At 65.4% G+C, this 24,066-nt stretch carries 21 protein-coding genes; 1 reads left to right on the forward strand and 20 read right to left on the reverse strand.

The genetic code is table 11. The features are described from left to right. From ACT86A_RS13255 to ACT86A_RS13350, 20 genes are all read right to left on the reverse strand, one after another. Window positions 1-845 (reverse strand): MlaE family ABC transporter permease (locus ACT86A_RS13255; RefSeq protein ID WP_445092571.1); only part of this gene is annotated, 845 nt, incomplete at its 3' end. A gap of 1,418 nt (window positions 846-2,263) precedes the next feature. After that, window positions 2,264-3,403 (reverse strand): thiolase family protein, encoded by a 1,140-nt coding sequence (locus ACT86A_RS13260; RefSeq protein ID WP_445092394.1) that lies wholly within the window; start codon window positions 3,401-3,403, stop codon window positions 2,264-2,266. Further along, a complete protein-coding gene (locus ACT86A_RS13265) occupies window positions 3,403-5,370 on the reverse strand; it encodes an AMP-binding protein (RefSeq protein ID WP_445092395.1) in 1,968 nt (655 codons plus the stop codon). Before ACT86A_RS13265 ends, ACT86A_RS13260 begins: the two co-directional genes overlap by 1 nt. A 4-nt stretch (window positions 5,371-5,374) precedes the next feature. Next, window positions 5,375-6,274: an FAS1-like dehydratase domain-containing protein gene (locus ACT86A_RS13270; RefSeq protein WP_445092396.1), complete on the reverse strand. Its 900-nt coding sequence runs from the start codon at window positions 6,272-6,274 to the stop codon at window positions 5,375-5,377. A 3-nt stretch (window positions 6,275-6,277) separates the two neighbouring features. Further along, window positions 6,278-7,183: an SDR family NAD(P)-dependent oxidoreductase gene (locus ACT86A_RS13275; protein ID WP_445092397.1), complete on the reverse strand. Its 906-nt coding sequence runs from the start codon at window positions 7,181-7,183 to the stop codon at window positions 6,278-6,280. A 229-nt stretch (window positions 7,184-7,412) separates the two neighbouring features. Next, window positions 7,413-7,952, reverse strand: coding sequence for a TetR/AcrR family transcriptional regulator (locus ACT86A_RS13280; RefSeq protein ID WP_445092398.1), 540 nt, complete (start codon window positions 7,950-7,952; stop codon window positions 7,413-7,415). 209 nt (window positions 7,953-8,161) lie between these two features. Continuing rightward, entirely contained in the window at window positions 8,162-8,743 is a 582-nt protein-coding gene (locus ACT86A_RS13285; protein ID WP_445092399.1) for a DUF6125 family protein, read from the reverse strand. Between the two features lie 93 nt (window positions 8,744-8,836). Beyond that, window positions 8,837-9,814 carry an NADPH:quinone oxidoreductase family protein gene (locus tag ACT86A_RS13290; RefSeq protein WP_445092400.1) on the reverse strand — a complete coding sequence of 326 codons (978 nt, stop codon included), beginning with the start codon at window positions 9,812-9,814 and terminating at the stop codon, window positions 8,837-8,839. Between the two features lie 14 nt (window positions 9,815-9,828). Beyond that, a complete protein-coding gene (locus ACT86A_RS13295; RefSeq protein ID WP_445092401.1) occupies window positions 9,829-10,986 on the reverse strand; it encodes an acyl-CoA dehydrogenase family protein in 1,158 nt (385 codons plus the stop codon). A gap of 137 nt (window positions 10,987-11,123) precedes the next feature. After that, window positions 11,124-12,140 carry a cyclase family protein gene (locus ACT86A_RS13300; RefSeq protein WP_445092402.1) on the reverse strand — a complete coding sequence of 339 codons (1,017 nt, stop codon included), beginning with the start codon at window positions 12,138-12,140 and terminating at the stop codon, window positions 11,124-11,126. Window positions 12,141-12,181: 41 nt separating this feature from the next. Further along, window positions 12,182-13,318: an MBL fold metallo-hydrolase gene (locus ACT86A_RS13305; RefSeq protein ID WP_445092403.1), complete on the reverse strand. Its 1,137-nt coding sequence runs from the start codon at window positions 13,316-13,318 to the stop codon at window positions 12,182-12,184. 54 nt (window positions 13,319-13,372) lie between these two features. Then, the gene (locus ACT86A_RS13310) at window positions 13,373-14,512 is read right to left on the reverse strand and encodes an acyl-CoA dehydrogenase family protein (protein ID WP_445092404.1); all 1,140 of its coding nucleotides are present in this window, start codon (window positions 14,510-14,512) and stop codon (window positions 13,373-13,375) included. Window positions 14,513-14,517: 5 nt separating this feature from the next. Beyond that, a complete protein-coding gene (locus ACT86A_RS13315; protein WP_445092405.1) occupies window positions 14,518-16,155 on the reverse strand; it encodes an AMP-binding protein in 1,638 nt (545 codons plus the stop codon). Next, window positions 16,152-16,964 carry an enoyl-CoA hydratase/isomerase family protein gene (locus tag ACT86A_RS13320; RefSeq protein ID WP_445092406.1) on the reverse strand — a complete coding sequence of 271 codons (813 nt, stop codon included), beginning with the start codon at window positions 16,962-16,964 and terminating at the stop codon, window positions 16,152-16,154. The genes ACT86A_RS13315 and ACT86A_RS13320 overlap by 4 nt, the downstream gene beginning before the upstream one ends. Next, on the reverse strand, window positions 16,961-17,803 hold the full coding sequence (locus tag ACT86A_RS13325) for an alpha/beta fold hydrolase (RefSeq protein ID WP_445092572.1): 843 nt from the start codon (window positions 17,801-17,803) through the stop codon (window positions 16,961-16,963). Before ACT86A_RS13325 ends, ACT86A_RS13320 begins: the two co-directional genes overlap by 4 nt. 64 nt (window positions 17,804-17,867) lie before the next feature. After that, window positions 17,868-18,938, reverse strand: a complete 1,071-nt coding sequence (locus tag ACT86A_RS13330; RefSeq protein WP_445092407.1) for a hypothetical protein — start codon at window positions 18,936-18,938, stop codon at window positions 17,868-17,870. Beyond that, the gene (locus ACT86A_RS13335; RefSeq protein ID WP_445092408.1) at window positions 18,935-20,458 is read right to left on the reverse strand and encodes an FAD/NAD(P)-binding protein; all 1,524 of its coding nucleotides are present in this window, start codon (window positions 20,456-20,458) and stop codon (window positions 18,935-18,937) included. Before ACT86A_RS13335 ends, ACT86A_RS13330 begins: the two co-directional genes overlap by 4 nt. An 82-nt stretch (window positions 20,459-20,540) precedes the next feature. Continuing rightward, window positions 20,541-21,044 (reverse strand): MaoC/PaaZ C-terminal domain-containing protein, encoded by a 504-nt coding sequence (locus ACT86A_RS13340; RefSeq protein WP_445092409.1) that lies wholly within the window; start codon window positions 21,042-21,044, stop codon window positions 20,541-20,543. A gap of 5 nt (window positions 21,045-21,049) precedes the next feature. Continuing rightward, complete coding sequence (locus ACT86A_RS13345; protein WP_445092410.1) at window positions 21,050-21,508, reverse strand: Zn-ribbon domain-containing OB-fold protein; 459 nt, start codon at window positions 21,506-21,508, stop codon at window positions 21,050-21,052. Between the two features lie 50 nt (window positions 21,509-21,558). Continuing rightward, window positions 21,559-22,725, reverse strand: coding sequence for a thiolase family protein (locus ACT86A_RS13350; protein WP_445092411.1), 1,167 nt, complete (start codon window positions 22,723-22,725; stop codon window positions 21,559-21,561). 108 nt (window positions 22,726-22,833) lie between these two features. On the opposite strand from ACT86A_RS13350, the gene ACT86A_RS13355 reads away from it, so the two are divergent. Continuing rightward, window positions 22,834-24,066 (forward strand): CaiB/BaiF CoA transferase family protein, encoded by a 1,233-nt coding sequence (locus tag ACT86A_RS13355; RefSeq protein WP_445092412.1) that lies wholly within the window; start codon window positions 22,834-22,836, stop codon window positions 24,064-24,066.

The raw sequence follows: 24,066 nt of genomic DNA on the forward strand, positions 1-24,066 counted from the left end.
GCCAACTGGGCCGGGAAGAACATCGCCTGCAACTGACTGACCATGAGATTGGTCATGAAGATCAAGAAGACGCTGAGCACGACGGACGCGTTCACCGCGTTGGCGACGCCCTTCGGCCCCCCTTTCGCCTCGAGTCCGCGCAAGCTGGCGATCACGACGACGATCACCGCGAACAGGAACGACTTCAGCACGGCGAACCCGACATCAGTAGGGGTCGCGAATGCTCCGAAGGTTTGCCAGAAGCTACCGGGCACCACACCATTGGCAATCGAGGAAATGGTAAGGCCCGCGTAGACGCCGGCGCTGATGATGACGATGCACAACACCGGGGAGATCGCGACCATCGCGAGGAATCGCGGCATCACCAAGCGCTCGACCGGATCGACGCCCATGACGCGCATCGCATCGATCTCTTCACGTATCGACCGTGCACCGAGGTCGGAGGCGATGGCCGACGCGGCGGCCCCGCTCATCAACAGGCCGGCTGCCATGGGTGCGCCCTGCCCTACTACACCGACTCCGCTGGCAGCTCCGGCAAGTGAGTTCGCACCGACCTGGCTCATGATCCCGCCGACCTGAACCGAGATCTCCGCTCCGATAGGGACGGCCATCAGCAGGGCCGGCAGCGCGGTCACCTTGAGCAGCGACCACATCTGATCGACGGTCTCGTACAACGGAAGCCGCATCCGCGCGGTGTCGACGGCCGCGTACCGCAGCACGGCGGCGACGAGTTGCGCGGACCTGCCGATCGTGGCGAGGGAGCGCTTCGGTGTTTCCTTGATATAGGTCACCGATTTCCCGAAATCGCGGCGCAATCGATCCGGCACGCGGGGGACCGCGGGCATGTCCGGCCCAGGGCGGTGTTGCGTCGAGGGCTGCACCGTCTGCGTCATCGGGCACCATCCGCTCCGCGACCTCGGTGGAGTTGCAAATTTGATATTGCGATATCGTTTCTCATGATCACTCCGTGCTCAGTGCCTGTTTCCGGCTTCGACAGATAGATCGAATGCATTCCGCGTACTGGTGAAACCTCGGCGGAAGTGCAGATAGATCTCTTCGGATAAGCCGTGTACGCCAGTTCCGGAACGGACACTGGCCTGATTCGGCAGAGAAATCACCTCGGTGTTTTACCGAGTTGGCATCGTCGGGCGCATGTGCAGGCGGATTCAACCTTGCGATGCCGCGATGCACCCGAGGGCAACAATTCTGCTGCGACCATATCGCAGTTTTCTACCCTGAATTAGATGATTAGCCGAGCAAACTCCTACCTGCCGCAACGCAACAAACGAGACGGAGCCAAGGAATCCGGCCGAGTCGACGGCCAGGCACGTGATCCACGCTGCCACTCGGACACTCATGTGCCCTGGATCACTACCAGCTCAGCATAGCATAAGTCCTGTTATGCGCAACAAGTTTATGATGCGCACCGACCGCCATGGCGCTAATGAAGAATTAAAAATGGTCTTTATGCTTTAAAATAGTGCTTCCGGAGGTGTGAACACTCTGAACACAGAGAATTTGCCGTCAAACGAGTGAACTAGCGGGCGGTGCGGCGTACGATCTACGCCGCGAAATATCTGCCGGACCTCGACTACCGGCGCAATATGCTGGATCGGGCCGACGACCTCGGCGAATCGGCTGTACAGAGTTTGCGATCGTCGGATTTCCCAGCGGACACAGTTCGCGCTCGCCTTGGCGGCACAGGGGCTCACTTCGGCAGCAGCGATCGTGTCTCGAATCCCGAACGCCATCCGGCACTATCTGCCCGAAGTCGGCGGCGCACTGCTGTGGACCAGCGCGCGAAACCCTGGAATTCCGGACTGCGTGTTCTGAGTCTGCCGAAGCGCCGCTGCTCCGGCCCGGTCGGCGAGTGATTCCGATAATCCTCGGGATGGTGCGAATACAAGCAGCAGCAGAAGTTGTAGGCCGACATCACCGCCGGTCGGTTCGAGGTGTGCGACACTGTGGTGTTCGGACGAAGCGCTGAGGGTGAATTGCGGACGCTCACCGAGGATTACGACCCTGTTCGATACCCGTCACGCCGGCGGGCGCAGACTCACACCCGAGGATTTCCGGTACTTCGCCCCGGCACACCAACGCAACGTGGGTGTCGAGCAACCGCCCCTGGCGAACTGGAATCCGGTGACCGCCCGCGAATGGAACCTGAGCGGACCTCGCAGGGCGGCGCCGCTAGGAGTGAAAAGGAACGGGGCTCGGTCTCAGAGAGACGAGCCCCGTTTCAGCACAGGCGGTTCGCGGCCGGTCAGCTCCCGCGTCGCAGAATGTGCACGACGCAGACGCTGCCACCGCCCACCATGTGGCACAAGCCCACCTTCGCGTCAGGGACCTGTCGTTCGCCGGCCTCGCCCCGTAACTGCAACGTGGTCTCCCAGATCTGCGCCAACCCGGTCGGGCCGCCAGGGTGGCCGCGACCGATCAGTCCGCCGTCGGTCGAGACCGGGATTCGACCGCCCAGCCCCGTGGCGTTTTCGGCGACCAGCTTGTCGCCCTCACCTTCCGGGCAGAGACCGAGTTTCTCGTAGTAGACGAGTTCCTCGATGGGGAAGGCGTCGTGGACCTGCACCAGGTCGAGATCGTCCGGTCCCAGACCTGCCTGGTTGTAGGCCACCTCGGCGGTTGTCCTCGTCATCCCGGAGGGGCCGATCACAGGACCGACGAAAAGGTGGTAGGGAGTATAGCTTTCGCTCTGCATGGTCGAGGCCGCCACCAGCACGGGCGGACGGTCGGGGTGGAGTTTGCGTGCCAGCTCGGCGCTGCCCACGATGACCGCCGCGGCGCCCTGGCCTACCCCCGCGGCCATCATGGAGGTAAGCGGATCCGCGATCATCTTCGACGCCAGCACCTTTTCGGCGGTGACTGCGGTCGTCGGCCGCCGCTGCGCCATCGGGTTTCGGGCGGCGTTGTTCCAGTTCTTGGCCGCGATGGCGGCCAGGGTCGCAGGCGTCGTCCCGTAGGTGAGCATGCGTTCCTGCGCCCACAGCGCGAAGAACGCCGCAGGCAGGATGACGCCCTCCGCCGACTCATTGGAAAAGCCGGCGCCGTTGATCCGCTGCATGTCATCGAAGCCGATGGCCATGGCGATCTCGCTGTGTCCGCCTGCTACTGCGCGTACTGCTTCCAGCAGCGCCGCCGACCCGGTAGCCGAGGCGTTCTGGACGTGTTGCACATGGACGCCGGTGAGACCGAATTCCTTGAGGAACCGGACGCCGGTCATCGTCGGCTCCCACAGATAACCCATGTACACCGACCCGACCCGAGGGAATCCCACTCCTGCGTCGTCGAGGGCGGCGCGGCCGGCTCGATAGGCTTGTTCACGAAGTGACACTTCGGTTTTGGCGACGAATGGAGTCATCCCGACACCGAGGACGGCCACGTCTTTCATCAGTGTTCCTTCGTGGTATTGCGAAGCTCCGCGAGCAGATGCTTCTGGATCTTTCCGCTGGCTGTCACCGGTAGGTGATCGAGGATGGTCCACTCGACGGGAACCTTCGCTTTGGCAAGACCGGACTCGATGAGGAAGGCCGTCAAGTTCTCCGGGCCGTCCCAGCTGGTTCCGGCCGCGAGTACGAGGAAGGCTCCCACCGCTTCGCCGAACCGCTGGTGCGGAACGGCGATGACCGCCGCTCGCTCGACATCCGGATACCGCAGGAGAGCCTCCTCGATATCGCGCGCGGAGAACTTCTCACCACCACGATTGATGATGTCCTTGGTGCGTCCGGTGATCTGGAGCCAGCCGTCGGCTGTCACGCGCCCGATATCGCCGGGATCGAACCATCCGTCCTGGAACTGCTCGGCAGTGCGCTGCGGATCCGTGTAACCGATCAATAGCTGAGGCCCCCGGATCCGGAGCGCGCCCTCCTCTCCTGGCGGGAGTTCGTTGCCCTCCGCATCGACGATTCGTACGGAGATCGAATCGACGAGGTGGCCGTCGTACTGCGCTCGCTGCTCCAAAGGAGCGTCCGGTGCGGCGATGGTGATCACGCCCGCGGTTTCGGTCATACCGAAGGCGCGTGAGGCACGCATACCGACCTGCTCGGCCTCGCGGACGAGCTCGGGGGGAGTGGAGGCACCGCCGCTGATGAAGTGCGACAGTCTGTGTACGTCCGGAGGACTGCTGCGATATTCGTCGACGAGATCATGCAGGAAGACAGCCGCACCCGCGGAAATGGTGGCTTTGTGTTCGTGAATGAGCGCCACGGCTCGATGGCGGTCCCACTTGGGCATGATGACCGTCGGGCAGCCCACGGTCAGCGGGAGCAGGGCGCCTGGGATGAGCCCGGCGATATGGGCCAGGGGCGCGACCGCCAGGGCGACGTCGTCGTGTCCGACGCCGATCGCGGTCCAGCCGGCCAGCGCCTCGACGAGCGATGCCGACGACAGCATGACGCCTTTGGGTGTCGACGTCGTACCGGAGGTGTAAAGGATCAGGCAGCACTCGGTCTGCTCCGCCGGATCAGGGAGGTCGACGGCGTGCTCACCGTGTTCGTACCCGGGTGCTGGGAACCATCCCTCGGCATCACCCCCGACCTGCCACTTCCCCACGTCCTGGAGGCCGTGTGCTGCAACGATTTCGTCGAAAAGCCCTGTGTTATCACCATTTCCGCTGGAGCCGGAGGTAATGATGACGCGCGGCCGGACGTCACCGACGATGTCGGACAGTTCGTGGCGGCGGTAGATAGGGACGACCGGAACCGCGATGGCGCCGATCCGCCACGCAGCCAATTGGAAGACGACCACCTCGAACCCGTTGGGAAGGTGCACCAGCACCTTGTCCGAGGGCTCGACGCCGGCCCGGATCAACTCGGCCGCGGCCGTGTTGATCCGGGCCGACAACTCGCGGAAGGTCAGTGTCCGGTCACCGAGGTGCGCGAAGGTCGCGTCCGGCCACTGTTGCGCCGCCCGCGCCGCGAGCCAGCCGACGCTCTCGGGCGTCGTGCTCGGGCGTGGAGCGAACCGGTAGGCGATCCGGGAACGCCCCAGATCGTCTTCTCCGACCGATTCGGTCACCAGCCGCATGACGGTGCCGTGGACCCAGCGGGCCCGATCGCCGGCCAGGATGGCCTGGACGCGTACCCCCTCGGGAAGGTCCACCTGCCCGACGCCGTACCCCTCGCTCTGGAGCGTGCTCTTTCCGTACGCGGGGAAGTGGACATACGTTGCGACGTGCAGCTTCCCCTCGATGGACAAGTCGACGTCGGCGCACGGCGTCTGGTCGACGGCGCACTCCCACCGGGGCGGGAAAAAGTGCAATTTGCATTCGGGGCATTTGCTGCCGCGCAACACCGGGCCGCGATCGGTGAGAGCGAGGTGCTCAGGGTCCAGTATTACGTACTCTTGGGTGTCGGTCATCTCATCATCTCCTAACCGACTGTGACGCCCGGGATCTGGCGGGCTGCTCGATCATCACCATCTCCTCGGCAACGACCGTCGCGCCCGAGCGGTCTACGAATTCCGTGACGACGCTCACCAGGGTCATCTCGCCGCCGTCGCGGGCGGCCTTCACGCTCACGTCCCCGACGCGCCTGCGTGCGGTCAGCACGTCGCCGGCGACCATCGGGCGGGTGAAGCGATAGCGCTGCTCGCCGTGGACGACCCGCGCGAGATCGAGGCCGAGCCGGATCGGCGTCTCGGTAGCGTCTCCGCCGGACCAGTGGGCGAGAGAATTGGTGAATGTCAACGGCGCCACGAGATCCGGATACCCCGCGGCACGTGCGTCGGCGATGCGGGAATGCAGGGGCGAGGTGCTGTGCACCGCACGTGCGAATTCGATGATCTTCCCGCGCTCGACGGGGAAGACGACATCCTCGAATGTGGTGGCGGTGATCGCTCGCAGCCGTTCGTCCGTGGGCGGCGCGGAGTCGGGCGCGTTCCGCGCAGGTGCGGACCCGACCCGCACGGTTCCGCTGATCCGCGGTGCGCCGCCCGCGGTCACCGACACCGCGCGGGACTCCCCGGCGCCGTTCGTGTCCTCGATAGCCAGCCGCAGCTCGTCCCCTGGCCAGACCGGTGATCGGAACCGCATGTCGAGGGCCCCGACCGAACTGGGTCCGAGCCGATCGGATACGAATGACGCCAGCAGCCCGGCGGTCCACATCCCCATGGCGAACACCGAGGGCAGGCCCAGGCTTCGGGCATACTCGTCGTCATGGTGCAAGGGGTTGAAATCTCCTCCGGCACCTGCGTATCGCACGAAGTCCGTACGTGTGACAGGGCCGATGACGCGCTCCTCGCGCGCCTCGTCGGTCAGGGTCACGTGTTACCCGATCTCGACGGGGAATTCCGGCGGTGCCGCTTTCAGTTGCGGCACAAGTGATGTGGCCACCGCACTGTGCAGTTCCTCGGGACCCCAGCGATGGTCGATCTTGATGGAGGCCAGTTCCTGCCAGCCTGCCAACCTGCTCACGGTGCCCCCGTGCACCACGAAGACCTGGCCGGAGATCTCGGCGGCCTCGTCGCGGGCCAGGAACACCACCATCGGCGCCACGTTGGCCGGATCCCACACGTCGAATCCGCCCTTCGGAATAGCGATTTCACCGAAGGCACCGAAGGTCATCGGGGTTCGTCCGCGCGGCGACACGGTATTGACGGTGACTCCGATGCGGGCGAGCTCCTGTGCGGCAGTGAAGCACATCCCGGTGACGCCGGCCTTCGCGGCCGCGTAGTTCACCTGTCCGACATGGCCGAACAAGCCTGCCTCCGAGGTGGTGTAGATGACGCGGGCGCCCACCGCCCCGGTCTCCTTCGCCTGCGCTCGCCAGCGTTCGGCGGCGAAGCGCGTCGGAAAGTAATGACCGTTCAAGTGCACCCGGATGACGGCATCCCATTCCGCTTCGGACATCTTGTACAGCATGCGGTCCCGGACGATGCCGGCATTGCAGACCAGGATGTCGAGGCGACCGGTGATCGCGAACGCCTGGTCGATCAGCTTTTCGGCACCGGACCAGGTGCTGATGTCGTCCAAATTGGCCTCGGCTGTGCCACCGGCTTCGCGGACCTCGCGGGCGACCGCCTGGGCGGGCCGCTCACCGTCCGGTTCGGGCGCGTTCCCGATGTCATTGACTACCACGATGGCTCCGGCGTCGGCAAGCGCTAGCGCTTCCTCGCGCCCGAGGCCCTGTCCGGCACCGGTCACCACGGCAACCTTGCCCTGGAGGAAAGTCATCCGTACTCCTGTATTCGTTATGCGAAAGGTCGGCGGCGCTCTGAAGGGCATCCATTCCGCCTGGCTAGCGATCCGGTCGGGGATCGATGTGAAGCAGGGCTCAGCGGTTCTGTGCGAACCGGCCGTCAACCGTGCCGAAAGTGCGACGTGGTCTGCGAATACGCTGAATTAATATATCGAACGATATATTAATTCAGCCGGGTTTGTCGAGCGCTTTCCGTGGGATCGGTCAGGCGTGCTCGGCGAACTCGCCGTGCACGAGTGCTCGCACAGCGGCCACGACTTCTTCGTATTGACGCTGATCGAGGGTCATGGCCGAGCGGCCGAGCCCATAGATGATGGTCATCAGTGCCTGAGTGGCGGACACCGGATCCACGGCCAGCCCGTCCGACGTCCGGCACATGTTCTCGAAAAACGCCGCGAGGCCGCCGACTCGCTCCGCCCCGGAGGTGAGTTCCGGATTACGGCGTACCTCGACCGGAGCGGCGAAGACCAGCCGTGACAGCGTCGGGTCGTGGCGGTTCATGCGGACACTGGCGTCCAGGATCGCGTCCACGCGATCGAGGAAGGTCGATCGTCCGTCGACGGCGTCCTCCAGCGCATGAAGGATCTCCTCGATGACCTCATGCAGCACGGCAAGGTAGAGCCCCGCCTTGGAACCGAAATGGTGATGCAGCGTCGGCGACGTAATTCCGGAGCGAGCGAGGATATCGCGAGTCTTCGCCCCGGCGTAGCCGTACTCGGCGAACACCTCCCGGGCTGCCCGCATCACCGAGCCGCGTCCATCCAACGTGCCGGCCGGGGCTCTGCCCGGTCCCCGCTTCGCCATACGCCTGGTCACCGCCTCTGTCCGCGCCAACTTGCCCGAATTCCTCCACCATTGTGCAGACCCTGTCCGCGCAGGCGCCGAACGGGCCTCGATAGCCGCGTGCCGGCGCTCGATACGAGAAGGCAGGGCGGTGCGGGCGGCGCGGGCGATCAAAGGCCGGGGGAGTCGGTCTGCGGCTCGAGCGTGAACTCCCACTTGCACGCGATCTCGTCCTTGCTCTGCCGCGGCGGCAGCTTCAGGCACTTGGTCTCGATATTCGGGTTGATCTCGCGCGCCTGGTTCGGGAAGTAGATGACATCCATATCGCAGCAGGCCTTCTGGCGTTCCGGCATACCGAGCTTCTCGCAGGACTCGAGCACGGAGCACCGGGTGACGGTCATGGTGCCCTTGTTCGCCGATTCCAAATCCAGCTCGATCTCCATAATTCCCGCTGTCGCGGGATTTACCTGCTGGAACTTGAAGAAGGTCGCGAGGTCGTTCCCCGTCATGTTCATGCCGTCGGTGATCCAGCGCTTTTCCCGGGCGACCATGTCTTCCCAGACACCGTTGTTGATCTCGAAGGTCGCCTCTTCGCCGAGCTTCTCCCGAACCCTGGTGGCCCAGTGCCCGTCGATGCCGATGAGCAGGCGGCAGGTCGAGCGCCACAACTTCAGCAGCGCTTCCTTGGAGAGGTCCTCGGGTTTGAAATCCGGGTCGAACGGGCCGCTGAGGTCGTCGAGTTCTTTCGTCATCACAACTCCTGATTCATTGGTGTTTCTTCTCGGACCGATGCGGGCCGGTTTTGATCGACGTAGCGGTTCTACGTCGGCTGATGCGTGACCCGCTCATGGCACCAGCACGATCTTTCCCATGACCGCACGGTTCGCTATGCGCCGCAGGACGTCTCGGCCTTCGGACATCTGTACGACATCGGTGATCGTGGGGGAGACCTCGCCCGCGCGGAGCCAGTCGGTGAGCCGGCTCATCGTGCGATGGTGATCGGCGGGCTGCGCACGTAGATAACTGAGCCAGTTGACGCCGACCAGTGCGTAACCGGCCACGAGCGACAGATTGGGCGGAAACGCGGCGATCTGGCCGGAAGCGAAGCCGACGACGAGCAGCCGTCCACCCATCGCCATGGCGCGGGCGCATGCGCTGAATACGTCGCCGCCGACCGTGTCGAAGACGACGTCCGCTCCGCGTCCGCCGGTCAGTTCCCGGATCGACTGCTTGACCTCGGATGTCGTGTAATCGATGACGTCGTCGGCACCGACCTGTCTGCAGTAGGCGGAGCGCTCCTCGGAAGAACACACCGCGATCACGCGGGCCCCCAACAGCTTTCCGATCTGAATCGCGGCGCTGCCCGTGCCGCCGGAAGCGCCCGTCACGACCAGCGTTTCACTCGATTGGAGATTCGCTCGCTGGCACAGCGCGTGCTGCGCGACACCCAGCGACGACATCGTGCCACCCGACTGCTCGAAGTCGATGTTTTCCGGCAGTACAGTGGGTAGCCATCCGGGAAGGGTCATCCGCTCGGCGAAGCTGCCGAAATGGATTCCCAGGCTCATGACGCGATCTCCGACGGCCAGCCGGGTCACATTCGAGCCGACGGCTGCGACGACTCCGGCGACCTCGCATCCGAGGACGAACGGCGGGTCCGGCTTGATCTGGTACTTCCCCTCGGCGAAGAGGACGTCGTAGAACCCGGCGCCGGCGGCCCGCACATCGATCAAGACGTCGTCCGGCCCCGGCGCCGGCTCGTCGATGTCGCGGTAGACCACGTGGTCGACCGATCCGAAGGTGTCGCAAACGAGTGCTTTCACTGCAAGATCCGTTCTCAATAGGAGCGCGGCAAACCGAACGATTCGGCGATCATGTTCCTGGCCATCTCATTGGTAATGGGCGCGATCCGGAACAGCCGGGAGTCCCGCCAGAAGCGCTGCATATCGGTCTCTTGCGAGTAACCCAATCCGCCGAGGATTTGAATACCCAGGTCGGCGGCTTGCGTGACGTAGTCGGCGGTGACCATTTTCGCCATTGTCGCCTCCGTTCCGCAGGGCCGATTCTGCTGCTGAAGCAGAGCGGCGTAGTAGGTGACGAGTTCGCTTTGGCGCAGCCACGCGGCGATATCGGCGACATAGTGTTGTAGCGCTTGGAAGCGGCCGATGGGGCCGCCGAACGCCGACCGCTGCTGCAAATACTCCACGGCGCCTTCCAGGACGCCCTCGATCATGCCGGTGGCGAACGACGCGGTGAGAATCCGCTCGTTGTTGAGGGTGGCGACGATATTGCCCCAACCGCGTCCAGGCTCGCCGAGCATCAGTTCGTCGGGGACGAAAACGTCATCGAAATAGACCTCGTTCGACGCCACCGCACGCATGCCCAGTTTGGGGATGGGCCGGCAGGTCAACCCCTCGTTGGCTGTCGGGACGAGGAACAGACTGCACCTGCGGCTGGGCTTCTCCTCCGGATGTGAGACGGCCAGCACGAGCAGATAGTCGGCGACGTGCGCGCCGGTCGACCACACTTTCTGACCGGTGATCGTCCATCCTCCCGGCGCGCGCTGGGCGCGTGTACGCATCGCGCTCAGCACGTCGGTTCCGCCGCCGGGTTCGGTGATCGCGATAGCGAAACGCAGCTTTCCCTTGGCCAGATCGGGCAAGAAACGCTGCTTCTGCTCGGTGCTTCCATAGGCGCCCACGGACTTCGCGCCAGCGAAGGAAGGAATACCCCATACCGCGACCAAGCCGCCCAGATTACGGGCGAGTCCCTGTCCCAGCAGAACCTGCGACACGACGTCGCCGCCCTGCCCGCCGTACTCCTCGTCGATACCGATTCCGTGAAATCCCGCGTCGGCGAAGTCGTCCCACAGTTCGTACGGATATTCCTTGTCGGCTTCGATCTCGCGAGCACGGGACTTCGGATACTTCGAGTCGACCCAGGACCGCACCGCGTCGCGGAACTCCCTGGCCTCCGTGTCGAGCAGCAGCTCCACGGTATCTCCTTCGATGTCGGCGGGATCCGAGCGGTACCGGCGATGTCGCCGGGTGGCTGCGGAAACCCACCTAATATGTCAATTGCTATATTAATCGGATGCGAGTGGACTCGAGGCGAATTCGGCCGGCAAGCGTGCTACTTGATCGCGATTGGATTCAGTGGCGATCCGACCGCCTCGGGGATGTACAGCGGGGGAGCGACGAGCAAGAACTCGTACACCCCGTCCTCGGCGCAGTCGGCCGCCAGAGCGTCGAGGCTCCACAGCTCACCGATGCTGACGCCGAGATCGCAGAGCAGTCGCCGGTGCAGAGCGAAGGGTCGCGCGGAATCCTGTGCGGGCATGACCTCGAAGCCGACTGTGTCGGCGGCCACGGCCGCGACATCGTTCCTGGCGAACCACTCCGCACACGCAGCACCAGGGCCTGGGCATCCGTCCATGAAATACGCGAGCTTCTCCGCATCGGTGCTCAGGCTCCACCATCGGCTGAGATAACCCGTTCGAATGAGAACGATATCGCCGGGAAGCACCTCGATACCCTCGGCCGCGCACACCGCGTCGAGCTCGTCCGGTCCGACCGCGCGTCCGGGTTCCAGCGAGTCGACCCCTTCATGTCGCGCCAGGTCGAGCAGGAGACCACGCCCGACGAAGCTCTCGCGCTGATGGCCGATGTGGTCGAAGGGCGCGCCGTCCGAGGTAGCCGTGCCGACCCAATAACCGTTGTAGAAGGTGTCGTCCACCGGGATGTGCGCCAGCGCGTCCCACTGCGTGGATCCCTGTAGCGCCATGTCGAGGTGGTCGTCGAGGTGGACATGACCGGGAAACATCTCGCTGAACCGGGATCCGGCCAGCACGTCGGAACCGGAGACGGCGAAGTAGTGCTTCGCCGGCGGGCGGCCCGGCCAGCGCGGCGCCGTCGCGTCGATCGGCAGGGCCAGGGAGAATACCGCCCCTCGGCGGACCGATCGCGCCGCCCGCAAGGTTTCCGCCTCGCCGATGAGCTGGGACGCGCCGCGCTGGTCGTGCTCACCCCAACGGCCCCAATTGCTGACACCGGGTGGCTTGTAACCGCCGATGACCTTGCCGCTTTCATCGACCGTGTAACCCGGTGGATTCCACTGCGGGTCGTAGTGGCCGAAGGCCTTTCTCCCCATTGGTTTTCCTCTTCAAAATGTGTGCCGACAGGTCGAATGGCTCAAGACTTCAGGAACGTGCCGTGCCGCAACTCACCGTGGAAGAACGTCGGGTCCGTACCGGGGTTGAGCCACAGCGGCGTCAGCTCGCTGCTCGGGAAGAACTGCAGAAACCGCGAATCGCGCATCGACCGGTCGGCCAGCGATTTCTCCAGGATGATCGAGTTGTACTGCTCAGCGGTGGTCTCGATCGTGTTGGCGTTGAGAATGATCTCCTGGCCCATGCGTTCGGCCCATCCCCGAAGGCCCGGGATGCGACTGTGCTCCGGTGTCAATGCCTCGGTCGCGATGACGTTCTCGCTCATCACCCACACTCCCGTATCGGTGTTGAGCACGAGTGACTGATTGCCACAGGTGTGCCCCGGGGTCGCGAGGATGGCGATACCCGGGCCGAGCAGGACGTCGCCGTCGAGCGCCAGCAACCCCTCGGGCCGCAGGTCGCGGTAGGTCGCGGCCTGATACCACGGGGCCTGCAGCGGATGGAGCTGCGCCATCGCCTCGAGCTCGTCGCGCTGGGCGAGCAGCTTGGCGTTGGGCAGGAACGGTTCGATCGGCGCAGCGGGAGAGATGTCCGGCTGCGGTCGTGTCGTGCCGAGCCAGCGCCGCACGTCCTGGGTGTGCAGGTGGTCGAAGGCGAGGTAATCGACGTCTTCGGGCCGCAGCCCGATGCGGGCCAGTACCTTCTTGACATTGCCGTGCGAGCTGATCTCGCGGCTGCGCACCGGTTTTGGCAGCTTCGAATACAGCGACGCGAGATAGGGGGTATTGCCACCCAAACGGCCATCGCTGGGCTCGAACAGCAGAGTCTTCCGCTGCCCCGAGCTGTCGCGCCACTGGATGACCGTGAGCCGGTTGGTGATCTTCACCAGCGGCGCGGGCGTGATCGCCGCCCGCCAGAGCCCGAATTTCGTCGGATACGGTGTTCCGGTGAGGTCGAAGGTTTCCACGTAGTCGGGCGTGCCCGTGGTGATGAACTCGCGCTTGAAGTCCGCCGCGACTCGACGGGCCGCAGCCAGACGAGCGCCGAATCCGCCGGGCGCCGTGCGATAGGGCGCGATGGTGTCGATGGTGGTGAACTGCGTCGCCAGGTCGGGGCGGGGCAGGGTGAGCGTGGTTCCCTCACGCTGTGATGCATCCACGATGTCACCTCTCTCGAGCGGCCGACCGTGATCGACCGGGTCGGCTCGTAGTCGTCATAAACCGATGGATTTACTGATGATCGTTTTCATGACCTCGCTGGTGCCGCCATAGATACGGCTCACCCTGGCGTCCGCGTAGAGCCTTGCGATCGGGTAATCGGTGATGTAGCCGTAACCACCGAACAGCTGCAGGCACCGGTCGATCGCGCGATTCTGTAGCTCGGTGCAGAAAAGCTTGGCCTTCGCCGCATCCGCCGACGTGAGTTCGCCCTGATCGTGCTTGCTCAGCGCGCGGTCCACCAGCGCTTGGCCCGCCTCGATGTCGGTGGCCACGGCCGCGAGCTCGAACTTCGAGTTCTGGAAGCTGGACAGCGATTTTCCAAAGACCTTGCGGTCCTTGACGTAGGCGATCGTGGTATCGAGCGCGGCTCGCGCCGCGGCGACACCGCCCACGGCGATCGACAGCCGCTCCTGAGCGAGATTGCTCGTCAGGTAGCTGAAGGCCATGCCCTCCTCGCCGAGGAGGTTCTCGGCCGGAACACGCACATCGGTGAAGGAGAGTTCGCACAGATCCTGCACCGGCAGTCCGATCTTCGGCAGTCGCCTGCCCTTCTCGAACCCGGGCGTACCGGCTTCGACCACGATGAGGCTGAGCCCCTGGCGGAGGTTCTCCTCGTTCGAGGTCCGGGCCACCGCGACGACGAGATCGGCATGCCAGCCGCCGGTGATGAACGTCTTGGCGCCGTTGATCACGTAGCTGTCGCCGTCGCGCCGAGCCGATGTGCGAATCCCGGAGAGATCCGATCCCGTATTCGGTTCGGTCATCGCGATCGCGCTGAACAGCTCGCCTGATGCCAGCCCGGGGAGCCAGCGTTTGCGCTGCTCCTCGTTCGCGAACTTGGTGAAGTAGGGGGACACGATGTCCATGTGGCAGCGGAGCGGCCCGAGCGTCACCAGGGCGCGGGCCGTCTCCTCGGCGATGATCACGTTCCACAGGAAGCCCTCGGCGCCCCCGCCGCCGTACTCCTCCGGCAGCCGCACCCCGATGATTCCGAGCTCGCCGAGGCGGGAGAACACCTGGCGGGGAACGAGATCGTGCCACTCACCGAATTGCGGCACGATCTCTTTGTCGAGAAAGTCCCGGACCATCTTCCGGAAGTCCTCGTGCTCGGCGGTGAACAGATCTCTTTTCATGCGGCTCACTTCCTTGCTGATTCGCTGGTGGCCCGCTCCCGGGCCCGCCGTCCGCGGGGGCCGGTGTCGACTGTGGCCGCGGTGATCCCTTCGGCCCGCAGCACGTCCTTGCGGACTTTCTCGTTGGCGGTCTTGGGCAGTGCGGTGCGCACGTCGATGTAGCGTGGGACCGCGAAGTACGGCAGCAGCTTCTCGCAGTGCCGGGACAGGTCGGAGGCGTCGACCGTGACGCCGTCCTCGGGGACGACCGCCACCATGACCTCGTCCTCGGAAAGCTCGGATGGCACCGCGTAGACCGCGGCTTCGGCCACCTGGGTGTGCATCAGCACCACCGACTCCACTTCGAAGCTCGAGATGTTCTCCCCGAAACGTCGCAGCGCGTCCTTCTTCCGGTCGATGAACCGGAACCAGCCGTCGCTGTCCATGGCGAGGATGTCGCCGGTGTGGAACCACAGATTGCGCCAGGTCTCGACCGTCGCCGCCGGATTGGCCCAGTAGCCCTGCATCATGATGTCCGGGACCCGCGGCCGTATGATGAGCTCGCCGGGCACGCCCGGTGCCACCGGGTTGTCGTCGTCGTCGACTACCCGGCAGTCGAAGTCCGGGTGGGCTTTGCCGCAGTACCCGGGTCGTCCGTGTTCGCCCGGCGGCGTGCCGATCACGACTGTCGCGTCGGTGCTGCCGTAGAGCGATACGACGCGCAATCCGAACCGCTCCTCGAACCGGTTGTAGATGTCGGCGGTCGGTGTCGGTACCGAGACCGCGACCCGCACGTGGTTCGCCGTGTCGGCGGCGGACGCGGGCGCGTTCCAGAGAATCGGAACCATGGAGCCGAGCAGGTTGATCGCAGTCGCCCCGACCGCACGCACGTCCTCCCAGTAGGTGCCTGCCGAGAAACGCTCCGTGATCACCGCAGTTCCGCCCAGGCGCAGCATCGGCAACAGAGTGGACGCGATCGCGTTCGCGTGGAAGAACGGCAGGCAGGTGAAGGCGACATCGGAGCCGTTGAACTCGGCCAGCCAGCTCGACTTCTCGGAGAAGGCGATGAGCGAATTGTGGTTGTGGACAACGCCCTTGGAAGGTCCGGTGGTACCCGAGGTGTAGAGGATCGCCGCGACGTCGCGCTGGTCGACGGGTGCGACCGGCGCGACGGGGGCATCGGCGACAGCCGCGGCGTAGTGCACATATCCGGCGTCCAGCGGATGCTCGGCGCCGACCACCAGCACCCGCGCGCGGCTGCCGATGGCCCCGAGGGCGGGCCGCATCACCTCGAGCATGCTCGTTTCGACCACGACGACTGCCGGATCGGTCTCGCGCATTTGGTGCTCGAGCATCGGCCCGCGCAGGCTGGTGTTCAGCGGAACCGAGATCGCGCCCAGTTGTGCGATGCCGAAGAAACTGTCGACGAATTCGATCCGGTTGGTGAGCATGATCGCCACGCGCTCGCCGTGCCCCGCGCCGAGGCTTGCCAGGACCGACGCGCAGCGAGCCGCGCGGTCGATGATGTCCTGGGCGGTGTAGCCGCGGTCGCCGAGCAGGCGCAGCACTTCCTTGCCGGGCGCGAGTGCGGCGGCCAGCTGCAGGGAACCGTAGACCGTTCGCAGGTCCGTCGGTGTTTTCGAGTCGATCGGCAACGTCGTCAACGTCCTACTCCCGAGATCGGATGCGTCTGGTCGGCCAGCCATGGCGGGGGCCGCTTGTCGACGAATGCGCGCAGCCCGGCGGATCCGTCGCCGTCGACCGCGGACTGCATCAGCGGACGCGCGGACGGCATCGCGACGGAACTGTTGAGCATGCGCTTGTACGAGGCTTGCGCCTGCGGTGAGCAACGCCGCAGTTCGCTCAGGATGCGTTCGGTCTCCGCGGCGAGGTCGTCGGTGACCGACGTGACCAGACCCCAGTCCGCCGCGGTCTCCGCGTCTATGGTCGAGCCTGTGAGCAGCAGATACCGCGCTCGTGCCTGTCCGACGATCGGGGGTAGCAACATCGCCGCGATGCCGTCGGCGAGGCCGACCCGGGCCTCGGGGATGGCGAAAGTCGAACGCGGGGTGGCGATCGTGATGTCGGCGCACGCCGCCAGCAGCATGCCGCCGGCGACGCACAAACCATCGACCGCCGCGATCACCGGTTTCGGGCAGTCGAGGATCGCATGGAACGGCAGCGGATCATCGTAGAGCGACTCGAATCGGCTCAGGAAGCTTTCCCGCCCCTCTTCCAGCAGACCGAGGAAGATGGAGAGATCGCCGCCGACCCCGAACGCTCCGGGTGTTCCCCGCAGGAGAACCGCACGCACGTCGTCCCGGGCGCCGGCCAGGGTGACGCCGCGTTTGACCGCGCCGTAGACCTCCGGCGAGAAAGCGTTCCGCACGTGGGGACGTTCGACCTGGATATCCAGTACGCCATTGTCGAGGGTCCAGCGGCAGTCGGGCGTATGGGAGTCGAGCAGCGTCATGCCGATCCCCGGGATATCCAGTCCACAACCAGGTCGTTGACGACCTCCGGCGCCTCGAGGTGCAAGAAGTGCCCGACGCCGTCGAGGAAGACCACTTCGCTCTGCCCGCCAAGCGCGCCATCGGCGGCCTTGGCGAGCCGGGCCGGGAACACACCGTCTTCGGTGCCGTGCAGGTATCGGATCGGGACCTGGAAGGGGCCATCGCCCGCCGCTTGCTCACGCGCGTACTTCGGCAGGTGGTATGCAGGATTGAGCCGTGCCTTGAAGATTCCCCGTGTGGCCGCCCATAGGTTTTCCTTCTTGGCGAGTGTGGCTCGCAGATAGTCGATATCGGCCGTCGCGTCGTATCCGGCGGAGAAGTAGTTCCAGATCGACTCCAGCCAGCCGAACGGATCCCGCTCGAGGATCACGTCGGCGGTGTCCGTTTGCAGCATGAAGATGTAGTAGATGCGGCGGATCATGTCGTAGTCGAGGAACGCGTCGGCGAGCACGCCATGCGGTGCGGCAGCCATGGTCACCGCCCGGCGCCATCGCTCGGGGGCCAGATCGATTGCCCCGTAGGTGGCCAAGGCCCCCATGTCGCTGCCGATGATGACCGCGTCGCCGTCCCCGCCGAGCGCCTCGTGCAGGGCGATGGCGTCCGAGACGAGCGCGCCCACCTGGTAGCCGCCGTCCGGCGGCAGATCGGCGTTGTATCCGCGGAGGTACGGCGCGACGACACGGAACCCGGCGTCGGCCAGACGCGGCATCAGGTGCCGCCAGGTGTGCGGTGTGTCCGGAAAGCCGTGGATGCACAACGCGATGGGGCCGGATCCGAGCTCGTAGTAAGCGACAGCCATATCATTCACGCGAGCCGTCTTCTGTGTGACGTTCATGTTTCTTCCCTGTTCGCGGCGTTGTGATTCAGGAGAGTCGACCGGCGAAGTCCACGAAGCGCCGCCCGGCCTGCCACAGCTGTCCGGAATCGGCGAGTTCGTGCAGGACGCTGAGCGAGTGCTGTACCAGCGCTCGGTCGGGATGGACGAAAACGACATGCCCCCAGAGGGGTTCGTCGGCCGCCCCCCTTGCTCCCGGCGTGCGGGCCAGCGCGGTGAATCCGGGCAGCCTGCGCACCAGTTGTCCGGCGTCCGGGTGACCGAACTCGTGATCGGGTAGGCCGGGCAGGTAGGCGACGGCCAATGTCGTGCCGCGGTCACGAGGCGGCCTGCGCAGTCGACGCGCGAAGGCATGTGGCTGGAGGACGCTTTCGGCCATCAGGTGCTGATGGCTGTGGCCGAACGCGTGGTAGGAAGCGTCGACCGGGGCCGACCAGCGCGAAGGGGCGCTCAGCACCTCGAGGCACGTCAGGCCGCGCGGACCGTGCTCGATCTGCACGTGCCCAGCCCCGGCGGTCACGCCGCACGCGGTGAGTCCACGGACAGCGAGATCGGCGACGGCATCCCGCTCGGCCGAGGACGGCACGCTGATGCGGTGCCGCAAGGTCTCGGCGTCGCCGACGACATCGATGCGATGCTCGAAGACAGCCTGCACGACATGGTTTCCGTCCAGGCTCACGGTGTCGATGCCGTAACGGCTCGCCTGTTCGCTTGTGTGTCGCCAGAATCCTTGGGCCACAACATCATCAGTGCTCGATGTCGCGGCGCTGCCGATCAGGCGGACGGGGGTGGCCGACCCGACGGCCTCGGGCCAGACCGCATACTGTCCACCGGCTTCGGGCGCAACCGTCGTCGCTGCGGCGAATGGCCGCCAGCCGGCGCCCGCGGCGAGTTCGCCGAGCGCCTCCACTTGCCGCTGTCGGCTGGTGAGGCGCTCGTCGGCGGAGGGCATCGCGGTCACGACGTCGGGCGTTACGGGCAGCACCGGTTCGCCGATGATGTCCGATGCGGTAGCAGTAGAGACATTGCCTGCGTATTCGCGGAAAGCCTGCAGGAAGTCGCCCGGCCCGGAGGGCCCGTGCAGCAGGACGATGCTCATACCGCCACCGCCATCCGGGATCCGTTGCCGAATGTCGGCGCGATCTCCTCGACGTTGCCCGCCGCACCGTCCACCAGCATCGCGGCGACGTGCGGAGCCTGGGCCGCGGCGAGCATGATCACGTGCGCGAACGGGTAACGCTGCCCGCACGCCGCCCCGACCGCCCAGATGCGTTCGGCCGGATGCCCCTGGCGTTGCAATCGAAGATCTTTCGTCAGCCCGACCACGGTCGCGTCGCCGATCGCGCCGTCGTGCGTGAGCCGAATGACGGCGTCGCCGTCGGAGATGAAGCGCGGGAAATGGAAGCCGCTGGTCGAGACGACGTAGTCGAATCGTTCTGTGGAGTCGTCCGCCCAGACAACCGTCCAGCCGTCCGCATCGGCGTCGATCGAGCGAGTGAACACGTCCTTGATCACCGCCCGGCCCGCTTCGATATTCGCCAGGAGGTTCTGCGCGGTCAGGACCGGGAGCGCGTTCACATAGTGGGTGAGCAGCGGGTAGGCGAGGGGCATCAACTTGGCCCGTGCCTCCGGTGGCCATGGGCCGACCAGTGAGTTCAGGGTGAACAAGCCCTCGTAGGTCAGGTCGGCCCATCGGGTGTCACCGCGGAGCGCCTGCGCCAGTTCGGCTTTCAATCGTTGCACGGTGTCGGAGTCCTCGACCACGATCTGATCCTCGAGGGAACGTCCTTCGCCCGCGGCCAGCACTTCCTCCGTGAGGTAGAGGGTCACTTTCTCGATGATCTGCGGGTCGTCGGGATGCAGTGACAGCCACCGTTCACGGTCGAGCTTGGCCGAATCCGGCACGCTGCACCTGTCACGGACCGCGGATAGGCGGCCGCTCGGGGACGTGGCAGTCACCGTGTGCCCGTTGCGGCAGAGCATGGTGATGGCGTCCTGGGCGCTGGATCGCACACCGAGGACGAGCACGTGAGAGTTCGGGGCGAGCTCCCGCAGGCGCGCTGCCGGGTAGCTGCCACGCAGAAGTCGTGGATGTCCCTGGAAACGTTGCACCAACGGCGCCAGCTTCGGAATTTCCATCCCGATGCACAACACGATATCGGTGGCGCTCACCGCCTCGCCGTTGTCGAGGACGACCGCGTAGCCGTCGTCCTCGATGCGAATGGACTCCGCGCGGCGTTCGACGACGGTGACGGTAGTGCCGTGACGCTCGGCCTCGGCACGGAATGTGTGGAAGCGCTCGCGGCAGTAGTCGCCGAAGAGAAAGCGTGGAACCTGATCGTCCAGCCCTACCGGCCAGCCACGATCCACTAGGTAGTCGAGGAAGTCTCGGCGTGCCGTGTCGTCCAGGTACATGAAGCCCGTCGGGGTGTTGCACAGCAACACCGGGTCGTTGGCGAAGAGGTCGCCGTACACATTGCCCAATCCGACGGGGTTCGGGTCGACGATGGTGATGGAGGTGACGGAGCCGCGCCGGACCAGGGCGCCGAACACGGCGATGCCGGATGGGCCACCGCCGATGATCACCACGCGATTGTTGTTGTCACGAGAAGGATTCACTGGTGCTCGATCCCTCGGTGTCCCGGCGGCGAGAGCCTGCCGGCACCGACATCCGAATTAATATAGCAAATGATATATTTCACTACCGCACACTGTCAACGGATTCGGCGATTTCGTCGACCGCCGCACCCGGGCGCGCCCGGAAGAGATACGAACTGGTCATCCGCTGAACGACCTCGCCGCGCTGGTTGCGAATGCGCCGATCGAACGTGACCACGCCCTTGTCGCCCTTGCTCGACCACCGCGTGTTCGTGACTTCCTGCTCCAAGTGGATGGTGTCGCCGTTCTTGACAGGCAACAGCATCTGCCAGTCGGTGATGCCGAGCAGTGCGATGAGCGTGCCTTCGTTCAAGCCCGACGCGTAGCCCAGTCCCGCGGCGACCGCGTAGACGAGCGGGCCGTGCGCGATCGGCTCGCCGAACGGCGAGGCCGCGCTGTACTCCCAGTTGGTGTGGACTTCGTTGAAATCGCCTGACAAGCAGGCGAAATTGACGATGTCGGTCGTCGTGATGGTGCGCTTCCCGGTCGTGAACACATCGCCGACGGTGAAATCGTCGAAGTATCTGCCGCGGGGTTGGCTGGTCATGCGGGTCACTCCTTGTCTGCGGTCGCGGTGTGCGGTGATGCGGTGTCGCCATCGTGTTCGTCGGCCGCGAGCGCGAACTCGAAAAGATGGGTGGGGGTCGACTCGCGGAACCGGACTCGCACGCGGGCGTCGGGTCGCAGGTCGTTCCAGTCGGCGCGGATGCGGCTCAGGCAGCGCACGCCCTCGTCGAGGTCGACCAGGCAGAGGATGTACGGCGCCTCGTCGGCGAACATGGAGGGCGCGGCGCAGACCTCGGTGTAGCTCCGCAGCACACCGGTCCCACTCAGATCGATCCACTCCACCTCGGCCGACCAGCAGTCGGGACACACCGGCTTCGGGGGAAACGTGATGTGCGCGCAGCCCGAGCACCTTGTGGTGCGGAACTTCTTCTCCCGCAATCCTTCCCAGAACGTCGACGTGAACGCGGTGATTCGCGGCGGATACGCGAGCTGGTCGGTTGTCACGGAAAGACTCTCGTCTCGTGGCACGGGAAATCCTTGTCTCGCTGTGCTGCTCAGGATGCGGTGAGGATGTGCATCATCGTGGCGTTGTAGTCACCGAGCTCGGCGGTGACCGCACCGACGGTGGCTCCGGCGACCTGGCGGTCGCCCGCCTCCTGGCGCAGCTGCTGCACTGCTTCGTAGACGTTGTAGAGCGGAGTGACGTGTGGCGGGTGGCCCCGGCTCGTCAGCCCGCCGGACGGGCAGATGGGTATCCGTCCACCGATGCTGGTCTCGCCGTTCGCGGCCGCCGCGCCACCGGTACCCCGCGGGACGAGCCCCAGTGATTCGGTCAAGATGAGCTCGACGATCGAGCACGGCGCGTAAACCTCGACGAAGTCCAGGTCGGTGGGGGAGATCCCCGCCGCTGCGTAGGCCTTCGCCGACGCGATCCGGGCGGATTCGAAGCTGGTCAGGTCGGTAGGTCTGCTCGACACCTGATGCACGCCTTCGTGGTAGAAACCGCGACTCACGACATCGACTCGGCGACCGAGGGACTCGGCGAGGTCCGGGGCGGCGACGACGATGGCCACCGCGCCGTCCGAGCGTGGCGGCACATCCAGCAGCCCGAGTGGGCGAACGATCGGCCGGGCCGCGAGCACGTCCTCGACGGTTATCTCCTTGCGCAACTGGGCCAGCGGGTTGAGCGCCGCGTGCCTGCGGTTCTTGACCGGGATGGCCGCCAGCTCCTCGCGGGTGAGCCCGTACTCATGCATGTAGCGGGTGGCATTGAGTGCGTACCAGGCGATCGGCGTCACGCCGAACGGGACGTGGAAATCCACATCCCCGACCGCGCGCATGGACAGATGCATGTGCTCGCCGGTCGGCACGTGCAGCTCGCGGTTGACGCCGAGTGCGACCGCGACCTTGGCCTTTCCGGACGCGACCCGGTCCACCGCGAGGTCGAATGCCAGGCCGCCGGTCATTCCGTTGCCCAGCACTTCCAGCAGGATGTCGTCGACCGGCGTCTCGAGATAGCCGGCCATGAACGTGCCGAAGTACCGCTGCTCGCAATAGGGGCGTGGTAGTGAGAAGACCAGCGCGTCGATATCACGTTTGCTCAATCCCGCGTCCGCTACCGCCACTACCAGCGCCCGGAGCAGCATCTCGTGCTCCAGAACATCGCTATACCTGCCGACGGGCAATGCTCCGATGCCGACGATCGACGCCATTGTCTTCATGTGATGCCGCCATTCAAATGTCTGACACTTAACGTGTTGTATGAAACTGAACCCTATGCGATCTGTCAAGAGATTGACAGCACTTCAAATGTCAGACAACATGCCACTATGTCAGTGCGCTCGAACACTCACCGCGGGGATGGGGCAGGCCCGCTCAACGGCGTGACCGTGATCGACTTGACCACTTCGTATGCTGGGCCCACCGCCTCGATGTATCTGGCCGACCTCGGCGCGCGGGTGGTGAAGATCGAACGACCGCGCGGCGGCGACGATGCGCGGGGGTGGGGTCCGCCCTTCGTGGACGGGACTTCGGCCTGGTTCGCTTCGGCCAACCGCAATAAGCGTTCGGTGATCGTGAACGTGCGGTCGCCTGAAGGCATGGAGGTCCTGCACACCCTGCTGGCCGGGGCCGACGTGTTCATCGAGAACGTCAACCCGGACAAACTCGCGGATCTCGGCCTGGACTCCGCCGCACTGCGGGCGCGTCACCCGCGACTGATCTACTGCGCTATGTCGGGCTTCGGACTCGACGGACCGGACGCCGGGCTGCCCGGTTACGACCTGGTCGCCCAGGCGCGGTCGGGACTGATGTCGGTCACCGGAGCCAAAGGCGGCTCACCGCAACGGGTCTCGACAGCACTGTCGGACATCGTGACCGGAATGGCCGCGGCGCTGGCGATCTGCGCGGCCGTGGTGCGACAGCAGGCCGACGGAACAGGCGATCTCATCGACGTTTCGTTGCTGGACAGCGATCTGGCCCTGATGGCGCCGCGGCTGGCGGCCTACCTCGCCGGGGACGCCGAACCGAGTCCTAGCGGCGGAACCGATTCGGTGCTCGCCGTCTACCAGACCTTCGGCACCGCCGACCGGGAAATCGTCGTGGCGATCGGCAACGACTCGATGTGGCGACGATTCTGCACTGCCGTGAAACTCGACGACCTCGCCGCAGACCCCGCGCTCGCCGATAATTCCGGCCGACGCGCCCAGCGAGAGCGGATCACCGACATCGTGGGAGCGAGGCTGGCGGAACGTACTGCGACGGAATGGCTGAAGATCCTCGCGGAGGCCGAGGTACCCGCGACCCGGGTGCAGAGCCTTTCCGAGGTGGTGGCCGACCCGCAGGTCGAGGCCAGAGGCAGCCTGCTGCCCGTTCCCGGCAGTAGCGGCCTGTTCGGTGTCCGCAGCCCGTTCCGGCTCGGCTCGCTGCCCGATCCCGTCAACACGCGATTCCCCGCACTCGGGGCGGACACGCGTGTCGTCCTGGAGGCCGCGGGTCTGCAGTCCGACGAGATCGACCGGCTGGCACGTGCGGGCGCAATCCAGCTCGCCGACGACGAGTAG

This window comes from Nocardia glycosmidis, assembly GCF_052545115.1.

Excerpts from the sequence above, each read along its gene's own strand:
- ACT86A_RS13325 (WP_445092572.1), bottom strand. The coding sequence starts at position 17,803 with ATGGCTGTCGCTTACTACGAGCTCGGATCCGGCCCCATCGCGTTGTGC.
- ACT86A_RS13275 (WP_445092397.1), bottom strand. The coding sequence starts at position 7,183 with ATGACTTTCCTCCAGGGCAAGGTTGCCGTGGTGACCGGTGCCGGACAG.
- ACT86A_RS13330 (WP_445092407.1), bottom strand. The coding sequence starts at position 18,938 with ATGAGCATCGTCCTGCTGCACGGGCCCTCCGGGCCGGGCGACTTCCTG.
- ACT86A_RS13350 (WP_445092411.1), bottom strand. The coding sequence starts at position 22,725 with ATGAAGACAATGGCGTCGATCGTCGGCATCGGAGCATTGCCCGTCGGC.
- ACT86A_RS13265 (WP_445092395.1), bottom strand. The coding sequence starts at position 5,370 with ATGACCGACACCCAAGAGTACGTAATACTGGACCCTGAGCACCTCGCT.
- ACT86A_RS13300 (WP_445092402.1), bottom strand. The coding sequence starts at position 12,140 with ATGGGGAGAAAGGCCTTCGGCCACTACGACCCGCAGTGGAATCCACCG.
- ACT86A_RS13340 (WP_445092409.1), bottom strand. The coding sequence starts at position 21,044 with ATGACCAGCCAACCCCGCGGCAGATACTTCGACGATTTCACCGTCGGC.
- ACT86A_RS13285 (WP_445092399.1), bottom strand. The coding sequence starts at position 8,743 with ATGACGAAAGAACTCGACGACCTCAGCGGCCCGTTCGACCCGGATTTC.
- ACT86A_RS13260 (WP_445092394.1), bottom strand. The coding sequence starts at position 3,403 with ATGAAAGACGTGGCCGTCCTCGGTGTCGGGATGACTCCATTCGTCGCC.
- ACT86A_RS13280 (WP_445092398.1), bottom strand. The coding sequence starts at position 7,952 with ATGCGGGCAGCCCGGGAGGTGTTCGCCGAGTACGGCTACGCCGGGGCG.
- ACT86A_RS13320 (WP_445092406.1), bottom strand. The coding sequence starts at position 16,964 with ATGACGCTGCTCGACTCCCATACGCCCGACTGCCGCTGGACCCTCGAC.
- ACT86A_RS13310 (WP_445092404.1), bottom strand. The coding sequence starts at position 14,512 with ATGAAAAGAGATCTGTTCACCGCCGAGCACGAGGACTTCCGGAAGATG.
- ACT86A_RS13355 (WP_445092412.1), top strand. The coding sequence starts at position 22,834 with ATGTCAGTGCGCTCGAACACTCACCGCGGGGATGGGGCAGGCCCGCTC.